The organism is Citrobacter europaeus (genome assembly GCA_020099315.1).
GTDB classification, from domain to species: Bacteria; Pseudomonadota; Gammaproteobacteria; order Enterobacterales; family Enterobacteriaceae; genus Citrobacter; species Citrobacter europaeus.
This window is the reverse complement of sequence record CP083650.1, coordinates 4,583,559-4,610,547: the sequence shown is the minus strand read 5'-3', so window position 1 is coordinate 4,610,547 and position 26,989 is coordinate 4,583,559. Positions and strand designations below refer to the sequence as shown.

At 52.6% G+C, this 26,989-nt stretch carries 31 protein-coding genes; 22 read left to right on the top strand and 9 right to left on the bottom strand.

The window, feature by feature from the left end:
• Nucleotides 1-6: 6 nt before the first annotated feature.
• A complete protein-coding gene (gene pabA, locus LA337_21655) occupies nt 7-570 on the top strand; it encodes an aminodeoxychorismate synthase component 2 (GenBank protein UBI15725.1) in 564 nt (187 codons plus the stop codon).
• Between the two features lie 85 nt (nt 571-655).
• Nucleotides 656-1,873, top strand: coding sequence for an aspartate aminotransferase family protein (locus LA337_21650; protein ID UBI15724.1), 1,218 nt, complete (start codon nt 656-658; stop codon nt 1,871-1,873).
• Between the two features lie 90 nt (nt 1,874-1,963).
• Here LA337_21650 and LA337_21645 read toward each other — a convergent pair whose 3' ends face one another.
• Both LA337_21645 and crp read right to left on the bottom strand, forming a co-directional pair.
• Nucleotides 1,964-4,051 carry an FUSC family protein gene (locus tag LA337_21645; protein UBI18533.1) on the bottom strand — a complete coding sequence of 696 codons (2,088 nt, stop codon included), beginning with the start codon at nt 4,049-4,051 and terminating at the stop codon, nt 1,964-1,966.
• 51 nt (nt 4,052-4,102) lie between these two features.
• The gene (crp, locus tag LA337_21640; protein UBI15723.1) at nt 4,103-4,735 is read right to left on the bottom strand and encodes a cAMP-activated global transcriptional regulator CRP; all 633 of its coding nucleotides are present in this window, start codon (nt 4,733-4,735) and stop codon (nt 4,103-4,105) included.
• 308 nt (nt 4,736-5,043) lie between these two features.
• Between crp and LA337_21635 the strand changes: the two genes are divergently transcribed.
• The gene (locus tag LA337_21635; protein UBI15722.1) at nt 5,044-5,448 is read left to right on the top strand and encodes an OsmC family protein; all 405 of its coding nucleotides are present in this window, start codon (nt 5,044-5,046) and stop codon (nt 5,446-5,448) included.
• Nucleotides 5,449-5,516: 68 nt separating this feature from the next.
• On the opposite strand, the gene LA337_21630 is transcribed toward LA337_21635, so the two are convergent.
• From LA337_21630 to LA337_21615, 4 genes are all read right to left on the bottom strand, one after another.
• Nucleotides 5,517-6,386 carry a phosphoribulokinase gene (locus LA337_21630; GenBank protein ID UBI15721.1) on the bottom strand — a complete coding sequence of 290 codons (870 nt, stop codon included), beginning with the start codon at nt 6,384-6,386 and terminating at the stop codon, nt 5,517-5,519.
• A 53-nt stretch (nt 6,387-6,439) separates the two neighbouring features.
• Nucleotides 6,440-6,658 carry a YheU family protein gene (locus tag LA337_21625; protein UBI15720.1) on the bottom strand — a complete coding sequence of 73 codons (219 nt, stop codon included), beginning with the start codon at nt 6,656-6,658 and terminating at the stop codon, nt 6,440-6,442.
• Nucleotides 6,655-7,677, bottom strand: coding sequence for a hydrolase (locus tag LA337_21620; GenBank protein ID UBI15719.1), 1,023 nt, complete (start codon nt 7,675-7,677; stop codon nt 6,655-6,657). Before LA337_21620 ends, LA337_21625 begins: the two co-directional genes overlap by 4 nt.
• An 81-nt stretch (nt 7,678-7,758) precedes the next feature.
• On the bottom strand, nt 7,759-8,478 hold the full coding sequence (locus tag LA337_21615; protein UBI15718.1) for an NUDIX hydrolase: 720 nt from the start codon (nt 8,476-8,478) through the stop codon (nt 7,759-7,761).
• A 191-nt stretch (nt 8,479-8,669) separates the two neighbouring features.
• Here LA337_21615 and prs point away from each other — a divergent pair, with 191 nt between their 5' ends.
• On the top strand, nt 8,670-9,530 hold the full coding sequence (gene prs, locus LA337_21610) for a ribose-phosphate diphosphokinase (GenBank protein ID UBI15717.1): 861 nt from the start codon (nt 8,670-8,672) through the stop codon (nt 9,528-9,530).
• Nucleotides 9,531-9,544: 14 nt separating this feature from the next.
• On the top strand, nt 9,545-11,035 hold the full coding sequence (locus tag LA337_21605) for a nicotinate phosphoribosyltransferase (GenBank protein ID UBI15716.1): 1,491 nt from the start codon (nt 9,545-9,547) through the stop codon (nt 11,033-11,035).
• A gap of 52 nt (nt 11,036-11,087) precedes the next feature.
• Here LA337_21605 and LA337_21600 read toward each other — a convergent pair whose 3' ends face one another.
• Nucleotides 11,088-12,989 (bottom strand): ABC transporter ATP-binding protein, encoded by a 1,902-nt coding sequence (locus tag LA337_21600; protein UBI15715.1) that lies wholly within the window; start codon nt 12,987-12,989, stop codon nt 11,088-11,090.
• Nucleotides 12,990-13,121: 132 nt separating this feature from the next.
• Between LA337_21600 and kefG the strand changes: the two genes are divergently transcribed.
• The 4 genes from kefG to slyD all read left to right on the top strand — a co-directional run bounded on the left by kefG (nt 13,122) and on the right by slyD (nt 16,393).
• Nucleotides 13,122-13,673: a glutathione-regulated potassium-efflux system ancillary protein KefG gene (gene kefG, locus LA337_21595; GenBank protein UBI18532.1), complete on the top strand. Its 552-nt coding sequence runs from the start codon at nt 13,122-13,124 to the stop codon at nt 13,671-13,673.
• The gene (kefB, locus tag LA337_21590) at nt 13,673-15,478 is read left to right on the top strand and encodes a glutathione-regulated potassium-efflux system protein KefB (GenBank protein UBI15714.1); all 1,806 of its coding nucleotides are present in this window, start codon (nt 13,673-13,675) and stop codon (nt 15,476-15,478) included. Before kefG ends, kefB begins: the two co-directional genes overlap by 1 nt.
• Before the next feature lie 8 nt (nt 15,479-15,486).
• Entirely contained in the window at nt 15,487-15,687 is a 201-nt protein-coding gene (locus LA337_21585; GenBank protein ID UBI15713.1) for a YheV family putative metal-binding protein, read from the top strand.
• Nucleotides 15,688-15,781: 94 nt separating this feature from the next.
• On the top strand, nt 15,782-16,393 hold the full coding sequence (gene slyD, locus LA337_21580; GenBank protein ID UBI15712.1) for a peptidylprolyl isomerase: 612 nt from the start codon (nt 15,782-15,784) through the stop codon (nt 16,391-16,393).
• A 112-nt stretch (nt 16,394-16,505) separates the two neighbouring features.
• Here the strand turns inward: slyD and LA337_21575 are convergent, their stop codons facing one another.
• A complete protein-coding gene (locus LA337_21575; protein ID UBI15711.1) occupies nt 16,506-16,724 on the bottom strand; it encodes a SlyX family protein in 219 nt (72 codons plus the stop codon).
• A gap of 232 nt (nt 16,725-16,956) precedes the next feature.
• On the opposite strand from LA337_21575, the gene fkpA reads away from it, so the two are divergent.
• The 11 genes from fkpA (at nt 16,957) to bfr (ending at nt 25,164) form a co-directional block, all read left to right on the top strand.
• Nucleotides 16,957-17,775, top strand: a complete 819-nt coding sequence (gene fkpA, locus LA337_21570; GenBank protein ID UBI15710.1) for an FKBP-type peptidyl-prolyl cis-trans isomerase — start codon at nt 16,957-16,959, stop codon at nt 17,773-17,775.
• Between the two features lie 167 nt (nt 17,776-17,942).
• Nucleotides 17,943-18,665 carry a transcriptional regulator gene (locus tag LA337_21565; GenBank protein ID UBI15709.1) on the top strand — a complete coding sequence of 241 codons (723 nt, stop codon included), beginning with the start codon at nt 17,943-17,945 and terminating at the stop codon, nt 18,663-18,665.
• Nucleotides 18,665-19,051 carry a sulfurtransferase complex subunit TusD gene (gene tusD / locus LA337_21560; protein ID UBI15708.1) on the top strand — a complete coding sequence of 129 codons (387 nt, stop codon included), beginning with the start codon at nt 18,665-18,667 and terminating at the stop codon, nt 19,049-19,051. The genes LA337_21565 and tusD overlap by 1 nt, the downstream gene beginning before the upstream one ends.
• Nucleotides 19,051-19,410, top strand: a complete 360-nt coding sequence (tusC, locus tag LA337_21555) for a sulfurtransferase complex subunit TusC (GenBank protein ID UBI15707.1) — start codon at nt 19,051-19,053, stop codon at nt 19,408-19,410. The genes tusD and tusC overlap by 1 nt, the downstream gene beginning before the upstream one ends.
• A 7-nt stretch (nt 19,411-19,417) precedes the next feature.
• Complete coding sequence (tusB, locus tag LA337_21550) at nt 19,418-19,705, top strand: sulfurtransferase complex subunit TusB (protein UBI15706.1); 288 nt, start codon at nt 19,418-19,420, stop codon at nt 19,703-19,705.
• Between the two features lie 125 nt (nt 19,706-19,830).
• The gene (gene rpsL, locus LA337_21545) at nt 19,831-20,205 is read left to right on the top strand and encodes a 30S ribosomal protein S12 (GenBank protein ID UBI15705.1); all 375 of its coding nucleotides are present in this window, start codon (nt 19,831-19,833) and stop codon (nt 20,203-20,205) included.
• Nucleotides 20,206-20,300: 95 nt separating this feature from the next.
• Nucleotides 20,301-20,771 (top strand): 30S ribosomal protein S7, encoded by a 471-nt coding sequence (rpsG, locus tag LA337_21540; GenBank protein UBI15704.1) that lies wholly within the window; start codon nt 20,301-20,303, stop codon nt 20,769-20,771.
• A gap of 96 nt (nt 20,772-20,867) precedes the next feature.
• Nucleotides 20,868-22,982: an elongation factor G gene (fusA, locus tag LA337_21535; protein UBI15703.1), complete on the top strand. Its 2,115-nt coding sequence runs from the start codon at nt 20,868-20,870 to the stop codon at nt 22,980-22,982.
• Nucleotides 22,983-23,051: 69 nt separating this feature from the next.
• Nucleotides 23,052-24,236: an elongation factor Tu gene (tuf, locus tag LA337_21530; protein UBI15702.1), complete on the top strand. Its 1,185-nt coding sequence runs from the start codon at nt 23,052-23,054 to the stop codon at nt 24,234-24,236.
• 185 nt (nt 24,237-24,421) lie between these two features.
• Entirely contained in the window at nt 24,422-24,616 is a 195-nt protein-coding gene (bfd, locus tag LA337_21525; protein ID UBI15701.1) for a bacterioferritin-associated ferredoxin, read from the top strand.
• A gap of 71 nt (nt 24,617-24,687) precedes the next feature.
• The gene (gene bfr, locus LA337_21520) at nt 24,688-25,164 is read left to right on the top strand and encodes a bacterioferritin (protein UBI15700.1); all 477 of its coding nucleotides are present in this window, start codon (nt 24,688-24,690) and stop codon (nt 25,162-25,164) included.
• Here bfr and LA337_21515 read toward each other — a convergent pair.
• Nucleotides 25,161-25,628, bottom strand: coding sequence for an A24 family peptidase (locus LA337_21515; protein UBI15699.1), 468 nt, complete (start codon nt 25,626-25,628; stop codon nt 25,161-25,163). The two genes, bfr and LA337_21515, sit on opposite strands and share 4 nt — an antisense overlap.
• A 379-nt stretch (nt 25,629-26,007) precedes the next feature.
• On the opposite strand from LA337_21515, the gene rpsJ reads away from it, so the two are divergent.
• Nucleotides 26,008-26,319 carry a 30S ribosomal protein S10 gene (gene rpsJ / locus LA337_21510; GenBank protein UBI15698.1) on the top strand — a complete coding sequence of 104 codons (312 nt, stop codon included), beginning with the start codon at nt 26,008-26,010 and terminating at the stop codon, nt 26,317-26,319.
• 32 nt (nt 26,320-26,351) lie between these two features.
• A complete protein-coding gene (gene rplC / locus LA337_21505; GenBank protein ID UBI15697.1) occupies nt 26,352-26,981 on the top strand; it encodes a 50S ribosomal protein L3 in 630 nt (209 codons plus the stop codon).
• The last annotated feature ends 8 nt before the right edge of the window (nt 26,982-26,989 follow it).

The following is a 26,989-nucleotide window of genomic DNA, read 5'->3' as shown; positions in this document are numbered from 1 at the left end:
GCCGCCATGATCCTGCTTATTGATAACTATGATTCTTTTACCTGGAACCTGTACCAATACTTCTGCGAACTGGGCGCTGATGTCCTTGTCAGGCGTAACGACGAGCTGACGCTGGCGCAAATTGATGCGTTGAGCCCGCAAAAAATCGTGATTTCCCCAGGACCCTGCACGCCGGATGACGCCGGTATCTCGCTGGATGTAATTCGCCATTTCGCGGGCAACATCCCTCTGCTGGGCGTGTGTCTCGGTCACCAGGCGATGGCGCAGGCCTTTGGCGCGAGCGTGGTTCGGGCGGCAAAAGTGATGCACGGTAAAACCTCGCCGATTACGCATAACGGGCAGGGCGTTTTTCAGGGACTCGCCAACCCATTAACGGTGACGCGCTACCATTCTCTGGTGGTTGCCCCCGAAACGCTTCCTGACTGCTTTGAAGTGACGGCCTGGAGTGAAACGCAGGAGATTATGGGCATTCGTCACCGTGAGTGGGATATGGAAGGGGTGCAGTTTCACCCGGAGAGTATTCTCAGCGAACAGGGGCATCAGCTGCTGGCTAATTTCCTCAATCGCTGATTTGTGGTTGCTATTCAGTGATTTTTTATTCATATTTTGTGATTATAATTTCACTAGCATTTCTGCTTAACAGGGTGGTAATGACATGGCAACTGAACAAACTGCTATTACGCGCGCGACATTCGATGAAGTGATTCTGCCGATTTATGCACCGGCTGAGTTTATCCCGGTAAAAGGAAAAGGGAGTCGAGTCTGGGATCAACAGGGCAAAGAGTATGTTGATTTCGCGGGCGGCATTGCAGTTACCGCGCTAGGGCATTGCCATCCGGCACTGGTTGAGGCGTTAAAAACCCAGGGGGAAACCCTGTGGCATACCAGCAACGTTTTCACCAATGAACCCGCGCTGCGTTTAGGCCGTAAAATCATTGATGCGTCCTTCGCCGAGCGCGTGCTGTTCATGAATTCAGGTACGGAAGCCAACGAAACCGCCTTTAAGCTGGCGCGCCACTATGCCTGTGTGCGTCATAGCCCGTTCAAAACCAAAATCATTGCCTTCCATAATGCGTTTCACGGCCGTTCGCTGTTTACCGTTTCTGTTGGCGGGCAGCCGAAATACTCCGACGGCTTTGGACCAAAGCCGGCAGATATCATCCATGTCCCGTTTAACGATCTGCATGCGGTAAAAGCGGTGATGGACGATCACACCTGCGCGGTGGTGGTTGAGCCAATTCAGGGAGAAGGCGGCGTCACTGCGGCTACGCCGGAATTCCTGCAAGGTTTGCGCGAACTCTGTGACCAGCACCAGGCGCTGTTGGTATTTGATGAAGTGCAGAGCGGGATGGGGCGTACCGGCGATTTGTTTGCCTATATGCACTACGGCGTGACGCCGGATATCCTCACCAGCGCGAAGGCGCTCGGCGGCGGTTTCCCGGTGAGCGCGGTGCTGACCACTCAGGAGATTGCCTCCGCGTTCCACGTGGGGTCGCACGGTTCCACGTACGGCGGTAACCCGCTGGCCTGCGCGGTAGCGGGTGCAGCGTTTGATATCATCAACACGCCGGAAGTGCTGGGAGGCATTCAGGCCAAACGTCAGACGTTTGTCCAGCATTTGCACAAGATTGATCAACAGTTCGACATTTTCAGCGATATTCGCGGGATGGGGCTGCTGATTGGCGCCGAGTTGAAGCCGCAGTTTAAAGGCCGGGCGCGCGATTTCCTCTATGCCGCCGCGCACGAAGGGGTGATGGTGCTGAACGCCGGGCCGGACGTAATGCGTTTCGCGCCGTCGCTGGTGGTAGAGCAGGCGGATATCGATGAAGGGATGCAGCGTTTCGCGCAGGCTGTCGCGAAGGTGGTGGGCTGATTGCCGGATGGCGGCGCGAGCGCCTTATCCGGCCTACAGGGTAAGGTGTGATTCGTAGGCCGGATAAGCGTAGCGCATCCGGCAAATCTTTTAACCCTTCATGTCCCGTAGTCGGCGGCTCAGCCAGATCCCGTGGTGCGGTCGCTGACGCCATGCTACCGACGAAATGGTATGCATGGTGTTCAGATGCCCAAGAACCCGTTGCAGATGCTGCTCAAGAGTGCTTAACGGACCGTGGGACAGCATCTCCGGCGCTTCGAGAATATTCACATCGCCCGAGCTTCCCGGTCCGTCATACTCCAGCCGCTGCTGACAGCGCTGAAGCGCAATTTCACAGGATTCCAGATACCGCTGCGCCAAATCCGGCGTCAGCATCGTATGTTCCCTTGCCAGCGTGGTCATCGCGTTAATGTGTTCGACGATGAACTGGCTGTGCGTGACCCACAGTTTCATGTCCGCAAGGTAGTGCGAGTTGAATCCTGGCTCCTGCATCGCCTGGTTCAGTGAGTTGAACAGCGTGTTCTGCGCCTGGTTAACCCGCATGCGTTGATACGCCAGCGGCGTGGCCTGCGGATCGTTGCTGAGGATCAGGCGAATGGCCTCCTGGTCGGCTTCTAACGCGTCGTGGGCGTTCTTACGCAACAGACCGCTCTGCCACTGTGGCCACAGCCAGAGCGTGCCGCCAAAGGCGATTAGGCAGCCAATGATCGTATCGACAAACCGCGGCACGATAAACTGTTCCCCGTTCAGCGTCAGCAGTTGCAGGGTGTAAACTGCCGTGACCGTAAAGCCGACGGTAGCCCAGCCGTAATTTTTACGGATGATCAGATAGCTCACCAGGGTTATCAGCAGCATGGCTGCCAGCGTGAAACCTTCCGGAATATGAAAGTGCAGCGTGACGCCGGCAATCACCAGCCCAACGAGCGTACCGACCGACCGATGTAAGATGCGTACCCGGGTCGCCCCGTAGCCATTTTGCGTGACGAACAGAATAGTCATTAAAATCCAGTAGGGCTTTGGCAGGTGTAAGGCGCTGCCCATCAGGCTGGCGATACTCAACATAACGCAGATGCGTCCGGCATTGCGCAGCGCTGGAGATTTCAACGACAGATAGTTTTTCAGGGCTGGGATCAACGGCAACCGACGCTGCTTGTCAGCCATCAAGTCACGGGCATACAACGGGCGCTGGGTGCGTAGCACGCGGGCAATACGGCTAAAGTGCCAGTAGCAAAATTGTCCCACCGGGTTGTCCGGATGCTGCCTGGCGATTTTCTCCAGTGTGCCAATCTGTTTTTCCATCGAGAAACGGGTCGGCAAACGGTGATACAAAATATCATCGGCCAGTACCCGAAGGCGTTCGGCTACGGTACGCGCATTCCAGCGAATCACCTGCTCCGCATGGCTACGCTCGACCAGCTTTTGCACCTCTTCCGGCTGGTGGAGGCTAACGGAAATATGCTCTTGTAAATCGAGCGCCTCCTGAAAGGCACGCAGCAGGCGCTTGTAATCGTTGTTGCGATGCGCCGACAGCATATGCATTTGCTGATAACACTGGGTAATCAGATCCACTGCCTTTTGTTGGCGAACCAGCAGGGGAGGCAGCGCTTTTTCTGGGTCGGCATGCTGGGTCAGCATGCTGTACTTAGTTTCACAGTAATCGGCTAATTCACGATACAACAGGCTGAGCGATTCACGGAGCGGCTGTTCGCGCCACATCCAAAACCAGAACCAGTTGAACAGGCCATACCATAACGTGCCCAGCGCGTAGATCAGCAGCGGCTCCCAGACGGGCATGTTGCCGGCCAGGCTTAGCGTGAAAATCGCTGCGATAAGTGAGGCAGGCAATAGTCGCGCATGCAAAGGGCTCAACTCGGCGGTTACACCAAGAATTAGCGTCAGGCCGGTGAGGATAAGCGGCAGTGGTATATCTTTTGCCAGCAGTAATTGCATGATCAAACTGCATCCGGCAAACAAAGACGCGCCAATAGCTAAACGTTTGAAAAAGCGCTTATGCGGGGTATCAAGACCGGCAATGTTGCAGCAGGCAGGGACCAGGGAGAAGAGGAGGCCCAGATGAAGCTGACCGATGATCAGACCAACAGCCACAGGTAAACATAGCACTAGCGTCTGCCGTAGTGCGTAGTTGATCTCTGGGTGGTATATCAGTCTTCGCCACATCGGTGCAAACAAAAGTGGCGCATTACTGGGTAACGCGCCACTTCGATGGGGTTAACGGGTGCCGTAGACGACGATAGTCTTACCGTGTGCGGAGATCAGGTTCTGATCTTCCAGCATCTTCAGAATACGGCCGACGGTCTCACGGGAGCAGCCAACGATCTGGCCGATTTCCTGACGGGTGATTTTAATCTGCATGCCGTCCGGGTGGGTCATCGCATCAGGCTGTTTCGCCAGATTCAGCAGAGTCTGCGCGATACGACCAGTTACGTCGAGGAAGGCGAGGTTGCCGACTTTTTCAGACGTGACCTGCAGACGACGAGCCATCTGAGAAGACAGGCGCATCAGAATATCCGGGTTGACCTGGATTAATTGGCGAAATTTTTTGTAGGAAATTTCAGCGACTTCACATGCGGTTTTGGCACGTACCCAGGCGCTACGTTCCTGACCTTCTTCGAAGAGGCCTAATTCACCAATAAAATCGCCCTGATTCAGATAAGAAAGGATCATTTCTTTCCCTTCTTCATCTTTGATCAGCACTGCCACTGAGCCTTTAACGATGTAATACAACGTTTCCGCTTTTTCACCCTGGTGAATCAGCGTGCTCTTCGATGGGTACTTATGAATATGGCAATGAGACAAGAACCATTCGAGAGTCGGGTCTGTTTGCGGTTTGCCAAGCACCATGCGCGGTTATCCTCTGTTATAAGCTGTCTCCAGAGCCAGAAAACGACGCTGCCTCTGGGTTTGCAAAAATGTGCTTCCCGCTACCTGGGAAGGGGGCTACTAAAAATATACTGCAGCCTGTAATGTGATGTCCTCTGCATACATGCAGTACGTCAATGTATTACTGTAGCATCCCGACTGTTTTAGCATAGCTTTCGCCGTGTGTCTCCTGGTGTCTCGCTTCAGCATGACGCAGGTCGCCTTCCATTGCGAGAATTGTTATGTGCGCGTAATCTGTCAGGAAAATTGAAACATTGGAGTTACGAAATATGCAAGCGCGTGTAAAGTGGGTTGAAGGGTTAACCTTCCTCGGTGAGTCCGCCTCTGGCCACCAAATTCTGATGGACGGTAACTCCGGTGATAAAGCGCCGAGCCCGATGGAAATGGTATTAATGGCGGCGGGCGGTTGTAGCGCAATTGATGTGGTTTCGATCCTGCAAAAGGGTCGTCAGGATGTGACCAACTGCGAAGTGAAACTGACCTCAGAGCGTCGTGATGAAGCGCCGCGCCTGTTTACCCACATCAACCTGCATTTCATCGTAACGGGTAACGATCTTAAAGATGCATCAGTCTCACGCGCAGTCGACCTTTCAGCGGAAAAATATTGCTCCGTGGCACTGATGCTGGAAAAGGCGGTGAACATTACCCACTCCTATGAAGTGGTTGCCGCGTAATCCCTGACGCCAGATAATGTTGATTCGTAGGCCCGATAAGCGAAGCGCCATCGGGCACTTTCCACGCCTCACCCTATCTTTTTGCCTTCCATCAGTCGCTGGACCAGCGGCAGCATAATCAATTCCATCGCCAGGCCCATCTTGCCGCCCGGCACGACCAATGTATTGATATGGGAAATGAATGAGCCCTGCAGCATGGCCAGTAGCCACGGGAAGTCGATCCCTTCCAGGTTACGAAAATGAATCACGACAAAGCTTTCATCCAGAGACGGGATACTCTTGGCGGCAAAGGGGTTAGAGGTATCGACGGTCGGTACGCGCTGGAAGTTAATATGCGTCCGGGAAAACTGCGGCGTGATGTAATTGATGTAATCGTCCATTGATCGCACCACCGAGTCCATCACCGCTTCACGCGAGTGTCCACGCTCGCTGGTATCGCGAGTCAGTTTCTGGATCCATTCCAGGTTTACGATCGGCACCACGCCAACCAGCAGATCGACATGTTGGGCCACGTTTTGCTGTGGGGTGACGACGCCGCCGTGCAGTCCTTCATAAAACAGGACATCCGTCGGTTCAGGCAGCGGCTGCCAGGGCGTGAAAGTCCCTGGCACCTGGTTCCACGGTACGGCCTCATCGTAAGTGTGCAGATATTTTCGCGACTGGCCTTTGCCCGTCTGACCGTATTCGATGAAAGTTTGTTCCAGCAGACCGAAGTCATTCGCTTCGGGGCCGAAATAGCTGATATGCCGCCCGGCATCGCGCGCTTTGCGAATCGCCATGTCCATTTCCGGACGGGTATAGCGATGAAAACTGTCACCTTCCACCTCGGCGGCACGCAGATTTAACTGCGCGAAAATTTTACGAAACGCGAGGCTGGTGGTGGTGGTCCCCGCGCCGCTGGATCCTGTTACCGCAATCACCGGATGTTTGGCAGACATAACAACTCCATGAAATGGTTATAATTATAGTAAAGTCGGCCGGCGGCTACGGATTACTCGTGAATCTGCTTCCTCGGCATAATATTGACCGTTTCATGCAGTTCAGACCACACCAGCACGGCTTCACCTGATTGTAGTTGGCGTTTGACGTCGGCGACTTTTTGTTCGAGCGAACGTTCATGTTCACCATAATCGGTGCCTTCACGCAAGACAAAGCTTTCAATCAGATTGTCCAGCGCGTCCGGGGAGATATCTTGCCAGGGGATGATCATGATGAGACCTCCAGATACGTTGTCAGCCAGTCGGGGATTCTGGATTCCAGCCACATCTCAGGATGGCGTACCGTGCCGCCAATGAATCCGACGTGGCCACCGTGTTCAGTCAACTGATACTCCACCTGCGAAGGCAGGTTTTCCGGTTTCGGGATCACGTGATGATCCATAAACGGATCGTCCTTGGCATGGATAATCAGCGTGGGTTTGGCTATCTGGTTGAGCAACGGCATGGCGCTACACTGACGATAATAGTCTATAGCATCGGCGAAACCGTGGATTTTGGCGGTGATCAGATCGTCAAAATCGCGGATGCGACGCAGAGATTTCAATTGGGACAGACTTACCGGCAGCGAGCCTGGATAGGCCTCAAGCTTACGCGAGGCATTGGCTTTCAACAGATTGAGCAGGTAGCGCTGATAGACCCGAGAGAATCCCTTGTCCATATGGTAACTACAGGCTTCCAGCACGAAAGGCGCGGAGACGATAACGGCGGCATCAATTGGAATCTCGTTGCCTTCTTTGGCCAGCAGGCAGGCCAGCATGTTGCCACCGAGCGAATAGCCCACCGCTGCGGTCGGCACGCGACCGAACTCACGCTCCAGCCAGTGTAAAAACCAGGTGCCATCTTCTGTTTCGCCCGAATGATAAATGCGGTTCAGACGATTGGGTTCACCGCTGCAGCCGCGAAAATGCATTACCACGCCCAGCCAGCCGCGCTTTTGCGCCGCTTCAATCAGGCCATGTGCGTACGGGCTGTTCAGACTACCTTCCAGACCGTGAAAAACCACCAGGCGCGGTTTGTGTTTCGCCTGTTGCGGATCTTCACTCCACGCCAGATCGACAAAATCACCATCGGGCAATTCCAGACGCTGCCAGTGGGCGTCGAACTTCACCTTGCGGCGAATTAAGCGCGGCAGCATCGTCTGCAGATGGCGGTTACTGATACCGCGCATCGGGCGGAATTCTCGCGAATCGTCGGTAGGTGGGGTCATTTCTGTGGACGTGATTTCAACCATAACACCAGAGCAATTAATAATCGGAAAGAATAACTATACCGCGCACAGCGCGTGCGGGTTAGCCAATATGTGATTTTGTCGCTAGTCAGCAAGCAGGTTACGCGAGAAAAGATGAAAATCGACGTCGGGTTTACGTCGCCACAGGCGAGCTTTACGCGTCCCTGTCGCCATGCTTTCTCCGGTATCTTCAAACATTCCTGACGCTTCAAAGCGGCGAATCAGACTTTTACGCTGGATCGACTGACCAAGGATAACCTCGGTGGCTTCAAGCAGTTGTCCATGGGTAAATGTCTCCGGCAGGCAGTATACGGGCAGTAGCGAGTACATCGTTTTTTGCCGTAAGCGATGCAGTGCCGCCGTAATGATTTTCTCGTGATCGAACGCGAGTGAATGGTTTTTCAACTCGTCAACCGGTACCCAACGGGCGTTACTGACGCTGGCAATATGCGGCGCGCAGTCTACCCAGGCGATTAGCGCAAACCAGGTGACCGTCAGGCTCCAGCCGCGCGGGTCTCGTTCTGGCCCGGAAAAGGTATCCAGTTGTTCAAGCCACGAAGGCGAAACGCCCGTTTTTTCAGTGAGTTTGCGTAGCGCGGTGGCGCGGGTTGAATCATCGTTTTCGATATCAATAAAACCGCCAGGTAATCCCCAACGTCCTTTTTGCGGCTGGTTTGCCCGCTCGACCAGTAATACGCACAGCGCCTGCTGATGCAGGGTAAATAACACGCTATCTACCGTCACCAGAGGTGAAGGGAAGCGGCTGGCGTCGTACTGATTCAGGTAGTCGGCTTCGGTGGTCATAAGGTACTCACGATGATTTGTAACGCTGACAAGTGTACCAGCCCGGCACTGGGGGGCAAGGTTCGTTTTTTATCATTACTTATCAGTGGATTATCTCTTGTTCTAAAAATAATGCATTTTATACTTGCTTAATATGTGTCTCAAGGACATTATTAATTGTGTCGAAGGGACATAATTAAGGGGTGAGAGCGATGAGCGTAAAACTGACATTAACTTTGGACGACCAGACCTACGCAGTTGCCAGTGGTATTTTTCCTGATGGCGCCGGCTGGTTGAAAGTCACTGATGCACTGCCATCGTTTGCTCGCCTGATGCGCATCCGCGCGGTGGCAATGCGAGATATGAACGATTTTATGCTGCTGGCGCAACTGGTTGAGGCGGTCCGTCATCAGACGGATGTACTGGTCAGCCATCTCGACCTCCCCTGGCTGCCGTGGGCGCGTCAGGACAGACATATGGTGGCGGGTGATAGCTTTGCGCTGAAAGTCTTCGCCAGCCAGCTCAATACGCTGCAATTCGATAAGGTGAAGGTGCTCGATCCGCACAGCGACGCGGCGGCGGCAGCTATCAATAATTTTGTGGCGATTTCACAAGAGACTTGCCTGCTGCACAGCGCGACTTTGCAGCGCCAGTTCCAGCAAAAAACGCTAATGCTGGTTGCCCCCGACGCCGGAGCTTTGAAGAAAATTGATGCTGTTGCCAGAGCTGCCGGCGTGGAGGAGTACGCCATCCTGAGCAAAAAACGCGATGTAGCAAGCGGCAAGCTGACGGGATTTTCGTTAATGGCCGGAGACGTCAGGGGCAGGGATATGCTGATTGTTGACGATCTGTGCGACGCAGGCGGTACGTTCATTGGTTCCGCGCAGGTACTACGTGAGGCCGGTGCCCACAGCGTCAGTCTGTATGTCACCCACGGTATTTTTTCTAAGGGCGTCGAACACCTGTTTGCCAACGGCATTGATGCTATCTACACCACCACCTCTTTTGCTGCCCCGACGCTGGAGCATCCGCAGCTTGAGCTTATCGACATTGACGCGATTTACCGCGCCTGAGGGAGATGCTGATTATGAAAATGAACCCAATTCTGGCTATCGACGGCTACAAAGTTTCTCACCGCGTGCAATATCCGCAGGGAACCCGTCGCGTGTATTCCAATTTTACCCCACGCAGCGATCGCTTTTTTTCCTCGCCGTTGGCGGATGGCAAACTGGTATTTTTTGGCCTGCAGGGTTTTTTGCAGTGGTTTTTAGTCGACCTGTTTAATGAGGCGTTTTTTGCCCGTCCGGAAGATGAGGTGGTCAGCGAATATAAACAGGTCATGGACAGCTATCTCGGCAAAGATGCGGTGGCGGTGGATCATATCCGCGCCCTGCATCAGTTGGGCTATCTGCCGTTGCACATCAAAGCGCTGGATGAAGGCAGCAAAGTTCCGATGGCGGTACCGGTCTTAACCATTATCAACACCAAACCCGAGTTTTTCTGGCTGGTGAATTACCTGGAAACCGTGCTGTCGGCAGAGCTGTGGAAAGCGTCAACCAACGCCACCATTGCTCACCACTACCGCAAAATCTGCGCGCGCTGGGCAGAGAAAACCTGTAGCGACCTGGCACACCTTGACTTCCAGTGTCATGACTTTTCCTTTCGCGGCATGTCCGGATTACAGGACACCATGCAGGCGGGCAGTGGGCATTTGTTAAGCTTTAAAGGGACCGACAGTATTCCATCTCTGCTGTACGCCCGCGATTACTACACCGACGGCGAACCCTATTTTATCGGCGCCAGTATTCCGGCTACCGAACACAGCGTGATGTGTATGGGTGAGCGCGAGCATGAGATTGAAACCTTCCGCCGCCTGATTGCCGATCTCTATCCGCAGGGATTTGTATCGATAGTCTCCGATACCTGGGACTACTGGCAGGTGCTGACGGAATACACCCGCGAACTGAAGAACATCATTCTGACCCGTGAAGGGCGGGTGGTATTCCGTCCGGATAGCGGTAATCCGGTTGAGATTCTGTGCGGTACAGGTGCGGATGAGGATACCCGAGCCGATCGTACGGCACAGGAGAAAGGCTCTGTGGAGGTGCTGTGGGAGATATTTGGCGGCACGGTTAACGCTAAAGGCTACAAGGTGCTCGACCCACATGTGGGGCTGATTTATGGCGATTCCATCACCCTTGAGCGGGCGAATGAGATCCTGCGTCGTCTTGAAGCGAAAGGATTTGCCAGTTCAAATGTGGTGTTTGGCGTGGGTTCCTTTACCTATCAGTACAACACGCGTGACACCTTCGGTTTTGCAATGAAAGCGACGTGGGGAGAAGTCGATGGCAAAGGCCGGACGATTTTCAAAGAGCCGAAAACCGATAATGGCTTAAAGCGCTCTGCCCGCGGTTTGCTTCGAGTAGCACGTGATGAGCTGGGGGAATTGCGCCTGCATGATGAACAAACGTGGGAGCAAGAGCAGGAAGGAGAACTGAAAACCCGTTTTCTTAACGGCAAGCTGTTTAACCGTGAACATTTTGAAGATATCCGCCAGCGTCTGGCGATGCAGAGATAATTCAACAAAAATGCCTGATAAGACGCACAAGCGCCTTATCAGGCACTCATGACTATTCGGCCAGCATCTGCTCAAGCTGTTCCTGCGCTTCCAGCCAGGCCATCTCGCACTCTTCCAGTCCGGATTTTGCACTGGCCTGCTGCTGCAGGCATGCGGTGAGTTCGGCTTTGCGGCTTTGGTCATACAGTTCGCTATCGCCGAGTTTTTCTTCCGCCTGCGCCAGCTGTGCGTGCAGTTTCTCCATCTCTTTTTCCAGACGGGTAATCTCTTTACGCAGCGGCTGCGTCAGGGTGCGCAATTCAGCTTCGCGACGCTTCTGGTCTTTACGCGCCTGGGCGCTGTTAACGCTCTCTTTCGCCGGTTCGTCGTTCTGGTTTTCTTGTTTTTGCACATCGCTCAGCCACTGCTGATAATCCTCCAGATCGCCGTCAAACGGCTCGACTTTTTTGTCGTGCACCAGATAGAGGTCATCGGTGGTGGAGCGAATCAGGTGACGGTCGTGCGAGACCACGACCAGCGCGCCTTCGAAATCGATCAACGCTTCGGTCAGCGCCTGGCGCATATCAAGGTCCAGGTGGTTGGTCGGTTCATCAAGCAGGAGCAGGTTCGGGCGCTGCCAGACGATCAACGCCAGCACCAGACGCGCTTTTTCACCACCGGAGAAGCGGCGAGTCTCTTCGCTGACTTTATCGCCCTGGAAGCCGAATCCGCCGAGGTAGTCCCGCAGTTTCTGCTCCAGCTCCTGCGGCGCCATGCGCGCCAGGTGCTGAATAGGCGATTCATCGGCGCGTAAAAACTCCAGCTGGTGCTGCGCGAAGTAGCCCAGCTTGATACCTTTCGCCAGGCCAATCTCGCCGCTAATGGGGGCCAATTCGCCGGCCAGCAGCTTGATCAGCGTCGATTTACCCGCGCCGTTGCGACCGAGCAGGCCGATGCGGGAACCCGGCACCAGATTCAGTTTGATCGAATCGAGAATGACGCGATCGCCGTAGCCAGCGCTGACCTTTTCCATCTTCAGCAGTGGATTCGGCAGGCTTTCTGGTTCACGAAAGCTGAAGTGGAACGGGTTGTCCACGTGTGCCGGGGCAATCAGCTCCATGCGTTCCAGCATTTTGATACGGCTTTGCGCCTGCTTTGCTTTGGTTGCTTTAGCGCGGAAACGATCGATATAGCTTTGCAGATGCGCCACGCGCTCCTGCTGGCTTTCGTACATTGCCTGTTGCTGCGCGAGGCGGGTCGCACGCTGGATTTCAAACGCGCTGTAGTTGCCGGTGTACTCGAACATGGTTTGCTGTTCGATATGAATAATTTTGTCCACCACCGGGTCGAGGAAGTCGCGGTCGTGGGAGATCAATATCAGCGTGCCCTGGTAGCTTTTCAGCCATCTTTCCAGCCAGATTACCGCGTCGAGATCGAGGTGGTTGGTGGGTTCATCGAGCAGCAGCAGGTCTGAACGGCAAATCAGCGCCTGGGCCAGGTTGAGACGCATACGCCAGCCACCGGAAAAGTCGCTGACCGGGCGCTCAAGCTGTTCGTTGGAGAAACCGAGACCATGCAGCAGGCTGGCGGCGCGTGAGCGCACGGTCCAGGCGTCGATGGCATCCAGTTTGCCATGGACGGTGGCAATAGCGTGTCCATCGTTACGTTCGTTGGCATCGTTCAACTGCGCTTCCAGTTGACGATACTCGCGGTCGCCGTCAATCACGTACTCCAGCGCGGGCTGCGGCAATGCTGGCGTTTCCTGATTCACCCACGCAAGCTGCCAGTTTCCCGGATAGGTAAATCCTCCGGCGTCGGCGCTGAGTTCATTTTTCAGCAATGCCAGCAGGGTAGATTTACCACAGCCATTTTTACCTACCAGACCAACTTTCTGCCCTGGATTAATGGTGGCCGTGGCATTGTCCAGCAAGACGCGCACGCCGCGACGAATTTGTAACGATGAGAAAACAATCATAAGGCGCCGTATGTTCAGACTATGTTAATTTATCATTATGATAATGTAATGTGTGGGCCATTTGCCGCACCGAGGCGCAATGGTAGCCCAAAACGTCGAAAATAGACAAAAGACAAAACCGGGAGGGGGATGATGTTCCAGCCAGCGAAAGTCTTGCTGCTGTATGCCCATCCGGAATCTCAGGACTCGGTTGCGAACCGGGTTCTGCTTAAACCGGCCATGCAGCTCAGCAATGTTACCGTGCACGACCTGTACGCGCACTATCCTGATTTTTTTATCGACATTCCGCATGAGCAGGCGCTGCTGCGTGAGCATGATGTGATTGTTTTTCAGCATCCGCTTTACACCTATAGCTGTCCGGCGCTGTTAAAGGAGTGGCTTGACCGTGTACTGAGCCGCGGATTTGCCAGCGGCCCCGGAGGGAATCAACTGGCGGGAAAGTACTGGCGGAGCGTTATCACGACCGGAGAACCGGAAAGCGCCTATCGCTATGACGCGCTAAACCGTTATCCAATGAGCGATGTACTGCGTCCTTTTGAGCTAACGGCCGGTATGTGCCGCATGCACTGGATGAGCCCTATTATCGTCTACTGGGCCAGGCGGCAAACGAAGCAGGAGCTGGACAGCCATGCGAAAGCGTATGGTGACTGGCTGGCGAATCCGATCCCTGTGGGAGGCCGCTGATGGAAGGTTCTGATTTATTGACGGCGGGAGTGTTGTTCCTCTTCGCGGCGGTGGCGGCAGTTCCCCTGGCCTCAAAGCTGGGTATCGGTCCGGTGCTGGGTTACTTGCTGGCGGGTATTGCTATCGGCCCGTGGGGATTAGGATTCATCAGCGATGTGGATGAAATTCTGCACTTTTCCGAGCTGGGTGTGGTCTTTTTGATGTTCATCATTGGGCTGGAACTTAACCCTGCCAAGTTATGGCAGTTGCGGCGTTCAATTTTTGGCGTCGGCGCCGCGCAGGTAATGCTGAGTGCAGTAGTGCTGGCAGGATTATTGATGCTCACTGCGTTCTCCTGGCAGGCGGCAGTGGTTGGCGGCATTGGTCTGGCGATGTCATCGACCGCCATGGCGCTACAGTTGATGCGCGAAAAAGGCATGAACCGCAGTGAATCCGGACAACTGGGTTTTTCGGTGCTGCTGTTTCAGGATTTGGCGGTGATCCCTGCGTTGGCGCTGGTTCCGCTGCTGGCGGGTTCTGCTGACGAACATTTTGACTGGATCAAAGTGGGAATGAAGGTGCTGGCCTTTGCCGGCATGCTGATTGGCGGGCGCTATTTGCTGCGTCCGGTTTTCCGCTTTATTGCGGATTCTGGCGTGCGGGAAGTATTTACCGCCGCGACGCTGTTGCTGGTGCTGGGTTCGGCTTTATTTATGGATGCGCTGGGGCTGTCGATGGCGTTGGGAACGTTTATCGCGGGCGTGCTGCTGGCGGAAAGCGAATACCGACATGAGCTGGAAACGGCAATCGATCCGTTTAAAGGCCTGCTGCTCGGCCTGTTTTTTATCTCCGTAGGCATGTCACTCAATCTTGGCGTGCTCTATACCCATATTCTGTGGGTGGCGGCGAGCGTGATAGTACTGGTGGTTGTAAAAATGCTGGTGCTGTATGTGCTGGCGCGTCTTAACGGCATGAGAAGCTCAGAACGGATGCAGTTTGCCGGGGTTTTGAGTCAGGGCGGTGAATTCGCTTTCGTGCTGTTTTCAACGGCATCCTCGCAACGGCTGTTTCAGGGCGACCAAATGGCGTTGCTGCTGGTGACCGTCACGCTGTCGATGATGACCACGCCGCTGGTGATGAAGCTGATCGACAAATGGCTCTCCCGTCAGTTTAACGGTACGGATGAAGAAGATGAAAAACCCTGGGTAGAAGATGATAAACCGCAGGTGATTGTGGTGGGGTTTGGGCGCTTTGGTCAGGTTATTGGTCGCCTGTTGATGGCCAATAAAATGCGGATTACCGTTCTGGAGCGGGATATCAGCGCGGTGAATTTGATGCGTAAATATGGCTATAAGGTTTACTACGGTGATGCCACGCAGGTGGATCTGTTGCGTTCTGCGGGTGCGGAGGCGGCACAGTCTATTGTTATTACCTGTAATGAGCCTGAAGACACCATGAAACTGGTGGAACTGTGCCAACAGTATTTTCCGCATTTGCATATTCTTGCGCGTGCGCGCGGACGTGTAGAGGCGCATGAGTTATTACAAGCTGGTGTGACGCAGTTTTCCCGCGAAACGTTCTCCAGTGCGCTGGAGTTGGGGCGTAAAACGCTGGTTACACTGGGGATGCATCCGCACCAGGCTCAGCGCGCTCAGCTGCATTTTCGTCGGCTGGATATGCGCATGCTGCGGGAGCTGATCCCCATGCATACGGATACCGTACAAATCTCTCGAGCCAGGGAAGCCCGGCGCGAGCTGGAGGAAATTTTCCAACGAGAGATGCAGCAAGAGCGGCGTCAGCTGGATGGCTGGGATGAATTTGAGTAGAGGTAATCATGGCAATTCGTAAACGTTTTATTGCAGGCGCAAAATGTCCGTCCTGCCAGGCGCAGGATACGCTGGCAATGTGGCGCGAAAATAATATCGATATTGTTGAGTGTGTTAAGTGCGGCCATCAGATGCGGGAAGCGGATAAAGAGGCGCGCGAGCACGTTCGCAAAGAAGAGCAAGTGATCGGGATTTTTCATCCGGACTAGCGATATGGCGCAGCTTTTTTTAAGCTAGAGGGTACACGGGTGCAGAATTCCGCTACAATCTGCGCCACTATTCTTTCCATGCTCAGGAGATATCATGAAAGTAGCAAAGGACCTGGTGGTCAGCCTGGCCTATCAGGTACGTACAGAAGACGGTGTGTTGGTTGATGAGTCTCCGGTGAGTGCACCGCTGGACTACCTGCATGGTCACGGTTCCCTGATTTCTGGCCTGGAAACAGCGCTGGACGGTCATGAAGTTGGCGACAAATTCGATGTTGCTGTTGGCGCAAACGACGCATACGGTCAGTACGACGAAAACCTGGTGCAGCGCGTTCCTAAAGACGTCTTCATGGGCGTTGACGAACTGCAGGTTGGCATGCGTTTCCTGGCTGAAACTGACCAGGGTCCAGTACCGGTAGAAATTACCGAAGTGGAAGACGATCACGTTGTAGTTGATGGTAACCACATGCTGGCTGGCCAGAACCTGAAATTCAACGTAGAAGTTGTTGCTATCCGCGAAGCGACCGAAGAAGAACTGGCTCACGGCCACGTTCACGGCGCGCACGGTCACGACCACGATCATGACCACGGTCATGACGGTTGCTGCGGTGGTCATGGCCACGGTCACGACCATGGTCACGAGCACGGCGGCGAAGGCTGCTGCGGCGGTGGCGGTAAAGGTAACGGCGGCGGCTGCGGTTGCCACTGATCGGTATGATTGCCTGATGGCGCTACGCTTATCAGGCCTACCGTAGGCCGGATAAGACGTTTACGTCGTCATCCGGCACAAAAAGCGGGGATATCCCCGCTTTTTTTACGTCTCAATAATGTGGCGGCGGGGTCTCTTCAGACTGCGACGCAATGTGGGACGGCTGCGTTGCTTTGAGCTTTTCTGTCAGTAAACGCAGATGGTCGCGGAGTTTGGCCATTTCCAGTTCATGCGCGGTCACCGTCACGTTGAGCTCTTCAATGGTTATCTCCTGAAATGCCAGGCGACTTTCCAGTTCAGCCAGGCGAGTTTCCATTGTTGTATCCTGCATGATTCACCTCTTTCTTTTTTCTCCGGCAGATCGCGGACTGCGGCGAATTCTACTTAACTTTGCCTGTTTGCACAGCACTCAATCTTCGGTCACGAAACTAATTTAAACAAAAAGAGTCTGAAATGTGGTGATAATAGGGCGTGCCCGTATGTTGATTTGTTCTACAACGCTTTATAGTACATTTTTGTTTTAGCTAACCCTGGGGTGAGATGCCCCGGCCCTGGAGATATGGATGAAATCACTGTTTAAAGTAACGCTGCTGGCGACCACAATGGCTGTTGCTCTGCATGCCCCGATCACCTTCGCTGCTGATGCTGCGAAACCAGCCGCTACTGCTGACAGCAAAGCAGCATTCAAGAATGACGACCAAAAAGCCGCTTACGCGCTGGGCGCGTCCCTGGGTCGTTATATGGAAAACTCTCTGAAAGAGCAGGAAAAACTGGGCATCAAACTGGATAAAGATCAGCTGATCGCTGGCGTTCAGGATGCGTTTGCAGACAAGAGCAAGCTGTCTGACCAGGAAATCGAACAAACTCTGCAGGCGTTTGAAGCGCGCGTGAAGAGCTCCGCTCAGGCGAAAATGGAAAAAGACGCGGCTGATAACGAAGCCAAAGGTAAAGTTTACCGCGAGAAATTTGCTAAAGAGAAAGGCGTTAAAACCTCTGCTACTGGCCTGGTCTACAAAGTAGAGAAAGAAGGTACTGGCGCTGCGCCGAAAGACAGCGATACCGTGGTAGTCAACTACAAAGGTACGCTGATTGATGGTAAAGAGTTTGATAACTCTTATACCCGCGGTGAGCCGCTCTCTTTCCGTCTTGACGGGGTAATCCCGGGCTGGACTGAAGGCCTGAAAAACATCAAGAAAGGCGGCAAAATCCAGCTGGTTATCCCACCGGATCTGGCTTACGGCAAAACTGGCGTACCGGGCATTCCGGCCAACTCTACGCTGGTCTTTGATGTTGAACTGTTAGACATCAAACCGGCGCCGAAGGCCGATGCGCAGCCAGATGCTGCACCGGCAGATAAAGCTGCAGACAGCAGCAAAAAATAAGTGACCAGAAACCGCCGCCCACAGGGCGGCGGTTTTTTATTATCGACAGGATATAATTAATACTGGAAAGCGCCTTGTGCGCTGTATTACTTTAGATGCCCCTATAATAGTGATGAGCCTGCCCTGACAACATAACGACAGGCTCCTGAAAAGGAGTGCTTTTTTTCATGTCCAGGTCGCTTTTAACCAACGAAACCAGTGAGCTAGATTTACTGGATCAACGTCCTTTCGATCAAACTGACTTCGATATCCTCAAATCCTACGAAGCGGTTGTGGACGGGTTGGCGATGCTCATTGGTTCCCATTGTGAAATCGTATTGCACTCTTTGCAGGATTTGAAATGCTCGGCTATCCGCATTGCTAACGGTGAACACACGGGCCGCAAAATTGGCTCGCCGATTACCGACCTTGCATTGCGTATGCTGCATGATATGACGGGTGCGGATAGCAGCGTGTCGAAGTGTTACTTCACACGTGCGAAAAGCGGTGTCTTGATGAAGTCGGTGACGATTGCTATTCGCAACCGTGAGCATCGCGTGATTGGTCTGCTGTGCATCAATATGAACCTTGATGTCCCATTCTCGCAGATAATGAATACCTTTATCCCACCGGAAACCCCGGAAGTGGGTTCTGCCGTCAACTTCGCTTCTTCGGTGGAAGACCTGGTTACCCAAACGCTGGAATTCACGATCGAAGAAGTGAACGCCGATCGCAATGTTTCCAACAACGCCAAGAATCGTCAGATTGTCCTGAATCTGTATGAGAAAGGTATCTTCGATATTAAAGATGCCATCAACCAGGTTGCCGATCGGCTGAACATCTCCAAGCACACGGTCTACCTCTATATTCGTCAGTTCAAAAGCGGCGATTTCCAGGGGCAAGACAAGTAATGCGTTTTGCCATCATGGTGACGGGGCCGGCTTATGGTACGCAGCAGGCGAGCAGCGCGTTGCAATTTGCTCATGCGCTACTCAAAGAAGGGCATGAGCTAAGTAGCGTCTTTTTCTATCGTGAAGGTGTGTATAACGCCAACTTACTGACTTCGCCTGCCAGTGATGAATACGATCTGGTACGGGCCTGGCAACAGCTGAACCAGCAGCATGGCGTGACGCTGAATATTTGCGTGGCGGCGGCGTTGCGTCGCGGCGTAGTCGATGAAACTGAAGCGAAACGTCTGGGCCTGGCAGGCGCTAATTTACAATCAGGTTTTAACCTCAGCGGGCTGGGTTCGCTGGCTGAGGCGTCCCTGACCTGCGATCGCGTGGTGCAGTTTTAATGAAACGTGTTGCTTTTGTCTTTTCTACCGTGCCGCACGGCAGCGCGTCTGGCCGTGAAGGATTAGATGCCTTGCTGGCGACATCGGCATTAACGGAAGACCTCGGCGTATTTTTTATCGGCGATGGCGTTTTTCAAATCCTTCAGGGACAACAGCCGGATGTTGTGTTGGCGCGAGACTACATCGCAACCTTCAAACTGTTGGGATTGTACGATATTGAGCAATGTTGGCTTTGCGCCGCCTCTTTACGCGAGCGGGGTCTTCAGCAGGGTGTTAATTTTGTGGTCGATGCGACAGCGTTAGAACCGGAAGATTTACGCCGTGAGCTAGGCAACTATGACGTCATTTTAAGGTTTTGAGATACTCATGCTGCACACATTACATCGCTCTGCGTGGCTTACCGATTTCTCCTCTCTTCTCCGCCTGATTGATAAAGACGATGAACTTTTATTGCTCCAAGATGGCGTGACCGCGGCAGTAGAAGGAAGCCGTTTCCTTGAAAGTCTGCAAAATGCCTCCATTAAGGTCTATGTACTGGAAGAAGACATTCAAGCTCGCGGCTTATGTGGTCAAATTTCAGACAGTGTCGTCAGGGTTAGCTATACTGACTTCGTCAGACTTACGGTGAAGCACCCCAGCCAGATGTCCTGGTAATTGTGGGATCGTTGTATATTTCTTGACACCTTTTCGACACCGACCTAAAATTCTGCGTCCTCATATTGTATGAGGTCGTTTTATTACGTGTTTACGAAGCGAAAGCTACAACCAGGAGCTATTTAATGGCAACAGTTAACCATCTGGTACGCAAACCACGCGCACGCAAAGTTGCAAAGAGCAACGTGCCTGCACTGGAAGCATGCCCGCAGAAACGTGGTGTATGTACTCGTGTATATACCACCACTCCTAAAAAACCAAACTCCGCACTGCGTAAAGTATGCCGTGTGCGTTTGACTAACGGTTTTGAAGTGACTTCCTACATCGGTGGTGAAGGTCACAACCTGCAGGAGCACTCCGTGATCCTGATCCGTGGCGGTCGTGTAAAAGACCTCCCGGGTGTTCGTTACCACACCGTTCGCGGTGCGCTTGACTGCTCCGGCGTTAAAGACCGTAAGCAATCACGCTCCAAGTATGGCGTGAAACGTCCTAAGGCTTAATGGTTCTCCGTTAAGTAAGGCCAAACGTTTTATATTAATGTCAAACTAAACTCGTAGAGTTTTGGACAATCCTGAATTAACAACGGAGTATACCCATGCCACGTCGTCGCGTCATTGGTCAGCGTAAAATTCTGCCGGATCCTAAGTTCGGATCAGAGCTGCTGGCTAAATTTGTAAATATCCTGATGGTAGATGGTAAAAAATCTACTGCAGAAACCATCGTATACAGCGCGCTGGAGACCCTGGCTCAGCGTTCTGGTAAAGATGGCCTGGAAGCTTTTGAAGTAGCCCTTGAAAACGTGCGTCCGACTGTCGAAGTTAAGTCTCGCCGCGTTGGTGGTTCTACTTATCAGGTTCCAGTTGAAGTCCGTCCGGTTCGTCGTAATGCCCTGGCAATGCGTTGGATCGTTGAAGCTGCTCGTAAACGCGGTGATAAATCCATGGCTCTGCGCCTGGCGAACGAACTTTCTGATGCTGCAGAAAACAAAGGTACTGCAGTTAAGAAACGTGAAGACGTTCACCGTATGGCAGAAGCCAACAAGGCGTTCGCACACTACCGTTGGTAATCCCTTCGGAGTTTTAGTCACCAGGCGGGCGCTTCTAGTAAGCAGCCCGCTTTGGGCTACTTAAATTGAACGCCTAAAAGATAAACGAGGAATCAAATGGCTCGTACAACACCCATCGCGCGCTACCGTAACATCGGTATCAGTGCGCACATCGACGCCGGTAAAACCACTACTACCGAACGTATTCTGTTCTACACCGGTGTAAACCACAAAATCGGTGAAGTTCATGACGGCGCAGCCACCATGGACTGGATGGAACAGGAGCAGGAGCGTGGTATTACTATCACCTCCGCAGCGACTACTGCATTCTGGTCTGGTATGGCTAAGCAGTATGAACCGCATCGCGTAAACATCATCGACACCCCGGGGCACGTTGACTTCACTATCGAAGTAGAACGTTCCATGCGTGTGCTTGATGGTGCAGTAATGGTTTACTGCGCAGTTGGTGGTGTTCAGCCTCAGTCTGAAACCGTATGGCGTCAGGCAAACAAATATAAAGTTCCACGCATTGCGTTCGTTAACAAAATGGACCGTATGGGTGCGAACTTCCTGAAAGTTGTTGGTCAGATCAAAACCCGTCTGGGCGCGAACCCTGTTCCGCTGCAGCTGGCAATTGGCGCTGAAGAAGCGTTCACCGGTGTTGTTGACCTGGTGAAAATGAAAGCCATCAACTGGAACGAAGAAGATGCAGGCGTAACCTTCACTTATGAAGATATCCCGGCTGACATGCAGGAACTGGCTGAAGAATGGCACCAGAACCTGATCGAGTCCGCTGCAGAAGCTTCAGAAGAGCTGATGGAGAAATACCTGGGTGGTGAAGAACTGACTGAAGAAGAGATCAAAAAAGCTCTGCGTCAGCGCGTTCTGAACAACGAAATCATCCTGGTAACCTGTGGTTCTGCGTTCAAGAACAAAGGTGTTCAGGCGATGCTGGATGCGGTAATTGATTACCTGCCATCCCCAGTCGACGTACCTGCGATCAACGGTATTCTGGACGACGGTAAAGATACTCCGGCTGAGCGTCACGCTAGCGATGATGAGCCGTTTGCTGCTCTGGCATTCAAAATCGCTACCGACCCGTTCGTGGGTAACCTGACCTTCTTCCGCGTGTACTCTGGTGTGGTTAACTCCGGTGACACCATCCTGAACTCAGTGAAAACTGCACGCGAGCGTTTTGGCCGTATCGTACAGATGCACGCTAACAAACGTGAAGAGATCAAAGAAGTTCGCGCGGGCGATATCGCTGCTGCTATCGGTCTGAAAGACGTGACCACTGGTGACACTCTGTGTGACCCGGATCACCCGATCATTCTGGAACGTATGGAATTCCCTGAGCCGGTAATTTCCATCGCGGTAGAACCGAAAACCAAAGCTGACCAGGAAAAAATGGGTCTGGCTCTGGGCCGTCTGGCTAAAGAAGACCCGTCATTCCGCGTTTGGACTGACGAAGAATCTAACCAGACCATTATCGCCGGTATGGGTGAGCTGCACCTCGACATCATCGTTGACCGTATGAAGCGTGAATTCAACGTTGAAGCGAACGTCGGTAAACCTCAGGTTGCTTACCGTGAAGCGATTCGCGCGAAAGTTACCGATATCGAAGGTAAACACGCTAAGCAGTCTGGTGGTCGCGGTCAGTACGGTCATGTTGTTATCGACATGTACCCGCTGGAGCCGGGTTCAAACCCGAAAGGCTACGAGTTCATCAACGACATCAAAGGTGGTGTAATTCCTGGCGAATACATCCCGGCCGTTGATAAAGGCATCCAGGAACAGCTGAAATCCGGCCCACTGGCTGGTTACCCGGTTGTTGATCTGGGCGTGCGTCTGCACTTCGGTTCTTACCATGACGTTGACTCCTCTGAGCTGGCGTTTAAACTGGCCGCTTCTATCGCCTTCAAAGATGGCTTTAAGAAAGCGAAACCAGTTCTGCTTGAGCCTATCATGAAGGTTGAAGTAGAGACTCCGGAAGAGAACACCGGTGACGTAATCGGTGACTTGAGCCGTCGTCGTGGTATGCTTCGTGGTCAGGAATCCAACGTCACTGGCGTTGTTATCCATGCTGAAGTTCCGCTGTCTGAAATGTTCGGATATGCAACCCAGCTGCGTTCTTTGACCAAAGGCCGTGCTTCTTACTCCATGGAGTTCCTGAAGTACGACGATGCGCCGAACAACGTTGCTCAGGCCGTTATTGAAGCCCGTGGTAAATAATCCACAGGATTAAAACCTAAGTCCCGTGCTCTCTCCAAAGGGGAGAGCACTATAGTAAGGAATATAGCCGTGTCTAAAGAAAAATTTGAACGTACAAAACCGCACGTTAACGTCGGCACCATCGGCCACGTTGACCACGGTAAAACTACCCTGACCGCTGCAATCACTACCGTACTGGCTAAAACCTACGGCGGTGCTGCTCGTGCATTCGACCAGATCGATAACGCGCCGGAAGAAAAAGCTCGTGGTATCACCATCAACACTTCTCACGTTGAATATGACACCCCGACTCGCCACTACGCACACGTAGACTGCCCGGGCCACGCCGACTATGTTAAAAACATGATCACCGGTGCTGCGCAGATGGACGGCGCGATCCTGGTTGTTGCTGCGACTGACGGCCCGATGCCGCAGACTCGTGAGCACATCCTGCTGGGTCGTCAGGTAGGCGTTCCGTACATCATCGTGTTCCTGAACAAATGCGACATGGTTGATGACGAAGAGCTGCTGGAACTGGTAGAAATGGAAGTTCGTGAACTTCTGTCTCAGTACGATTTCCCGGGCGACGACACTCCGATCGTTCGTGGTTCTGCTCTGAAAGCGCTGGAAGGCGAAGCAGAGTGGGAAGCGAAAATCATCGAACTGGCTGGCTTCCTGGATTCTTACATCCCAGAACCAGAGCGTGCGATTGACAAGCCGTTCCTGCTGCCTATCGAAGACGTATTCTCCATCTCCGGTCGTGGTACCGTTGTTACCGGTCGTGTAGAGCGCGGTATCATCAAAGTTGGTGAAGAAGTTGAAATCGTTGGTATCAAAGAGACTGCTAAGTCTACCTGTACTGGCGTTGAAATGTTCCGCAAACTGCTGGACGAAGGCCGTGCTGGTGAGAACGTTGGTGTTCTGCTGCGTGGTATCAAACGTGAAGAAATCGAACGTGGTCAGGTACTGGCTAAGCCGGGCTCTATCAAGCCGCACACCAAGTTCGAATCTGAAGTGTACATTCTGTCCAAAGACGAAGGCGGCCGTCATACTCCGTTCTTCAAAGGCTACCGTCCGCAGTTCTACTTCCGTACTACTGACGTGACTGGTACCATCGAACTGCCGGAAGGCGTTGAGATGGTAATGCCGGGCGACAACATCAAAATGGTTGTTACCCTGATCCACCCAATCGCGATGGACGACGGTCTGCGTTTCGCAATCCGTGAAGGCGGCCGTACTGTTGGTGCGGGCGTTGTTGCTAAAGTAATGAGCTAATTATTAGTTAATTAGCTTTGAGCTTAAAAAGGGCGCTTCGGCGCCCTTTTTGCTGCCTGCTATTTAGCGATTGTCATATTTATTCGCATTTTTTATTCATTCTCCCGCCGCGTAAATAGCGTTGTGCTATTGTAATCATAACTATTCTCATTTACACTTTGCGCAGAAATTGAACGGGAGCGATCATGTACGTTTGTTTGTGTAATGCGATAAGTGATAAAAAAATACGTCAGGCTGTTCGCCAGTTTCATCCTCAGTCCTTTCAACAATTACGTAAATTTATTCCTGTTGGAAATCAATGTGGTAAGTGTATTCGTGCCGCCCGCGAAGTCATGCAGGATGAATTAACGCAAATGCCAGAATTTAAAGAGATCGCCTAAGTCACACTCTTTTTTTTGACATCCCTGTAGCCCCATCTACGCTCTAATAGTGGAAGCGGAGGGACTATAAAATGAAAGGTGATGTTAAAATCATAAATTATCTCAATAAACTATTGGGAAATGAGCTTGTCGCAATCAACCAGTATTTTCTCCATGCCCGTATGTTTAAAAACTGGGGACTGACTCGCCTCAATGATGTTGAGTACCATGAATCTATCGATGAGATGAAGCACGCTGATAAATACATTGAGCGTATTTTATTTTTAGAAGGGCTCCCAAACTTACAGGACCTCGGTAAGTTGGGTATAGGCGAAGACGTTGAAGAGATGCTGCAATCCGATCTTCGACTGGAACTCGATGGTGCTAAAGACTTACGTGAAGCCATTGCCTATGCCGATAGCGTTCATGACTATGTCAGCCGGGATATGATGATCGAGATCCTGACTGAAGAAGAAGGGCATATTGACTGGCTCGAAACAGAGCTGGACCTGATTGCAAAACTTGGCTTGCAAAACTATCTGCAATCGCAAATTAAAGTCAGCGACTAACTGCCCTGTATCATACTTACCAGGCCAATGACAAAACCCGCAGCCGCCAGATATGGCCCAAATGGCAGCGGGTTTTTTAGTACCTGTCTCCCGCACCGGACGCAGGAAATCCCGGTGAGGCAACAGGCCATGCCTGCGGCAAGTAAAACCAACAGTGGTAATGATTCCCAGCGATGCCATGCGCCTAGCGCGGCAAGAAATTTGACATCACCAAAGCCTAACCCTTCCTGACGGCATATCAGACGATACCCCCAGTAGAACAAAGCAAATACCCCATACCCCGCTACGGCACCCCAAAGCGCGTCGGATAACTGCGCCGGTCTGCAGCACTGATGATAAATAAGACCGCCCCACAAAAGAGGGCAGGTAAATTTGTCGGGCAGCAGTCCGGTACGTAGGTCATGGACTAAGAGCAACCCTGATAGCGAAACATAAATCAGCAGAAAGGGAAAATCGATGTACATGGGCAAGCCTCATCTGGCAAAGCGTTTACCCTCGGGTAAACCCGGCGGCTCTACAAGTCCGGGATGTGGGTTATGTTTGCTCCCTTCCAGGGAAAACGCGTTGCACCACAGGACATACAATCAGAGTGGAAGGGGACCCGCATTTGTGAACGAGTGATTAATTTCTACGCGGCACTTGCTTAAGACTGAGATTTACGTATAATGCGCGGGCTTGTCTAATATTGACAGCGGTTCGATATGAGCCACCGGTACTGCGAAAGCAATACCAGACAATGTTCCCAATCGGGGAACTCTGTAAGAACGGTTACACTCTCCCATCAATCGTAATGGGTTTGAGGAGTAACTATTTCGTCTATAAAATAATTGGAGCTCTGGTCTCATGCAGAACCAAAGAATCCGTATCCGTTTGAAAGCGTTTGATCATCGTCTGATCGATCAATCAACCGCGGAAATCGTCGAGACTGCCAAGCGCACTGGTGCGCAGGTTCGTGGTCCGATCCCGCTGCCGACCCGCAAAGAGCGTTTCACCGTTCTGATCTCCCCGCACGTCAACAAAGACGCGCGTGATCAGTACGAGATCCGTACTCACAAGCGTCTGGTTGACATCGTTGAGCCAACTGAAAAAACCGTTGATGCTCTGATGCGTCTGGACCTGGCTGCCGGTGTAGACGTGCAGATCAGCCTGGGTTAATCAGGTCATCGAGCGATTGAGAGGTTGATACAATGATTGGTTTAGTCGGTAAAAAAGTGGGTATGACCCGCATCTTCACTGAAGATGGCGTATCTATCCCAGTAACCGTTATCGAAGTTGAAGCAAACCGCGTTACTCAGGTTAAAGATCTGGCTAACGATGGCTATCGCGCTGTTCAGGTTACCACCGGTGCTAAAAAAGCTAACCGCGTAACTAAGCCGGAAGCTGGCCACTTTGCTAAAGCTGGCGTAGAAGCTGGCCGCGGCCTGTGGGAGTTCCGTCTGGCAGATGGTGAAGAATACACCGTTGGTCAGAACATTAGCGTTGAACTGTTTGCTGACGTTAAAAAAGTTGACGTAACCGGTACCTCTAAAGGTAAAGGTTTCGCTGGTACCGTTAAGCGCTGGAACTTCCGTACCCAGGACGCTACTCACGGTAACTCCTTGTCTCACCGCGTTCCGGGTTCTATCGGTCAGAACCAGACTCCGGGCAAAGTGTTCAAAGGCAAGAAAATGGCAGGTCAGCTGGGCAACGAACGTGTAACCGTTCAGAGCCTGGACGTAGTACGTGTTGACGCTGAGCGCAACCTGCTGCTGGTTAAAGGTGGTGTTCCGGGTGCGACCGGTTGCGACCTGATCGTTAAACCAGCTGTGAAGGCGTAAGGGGATAG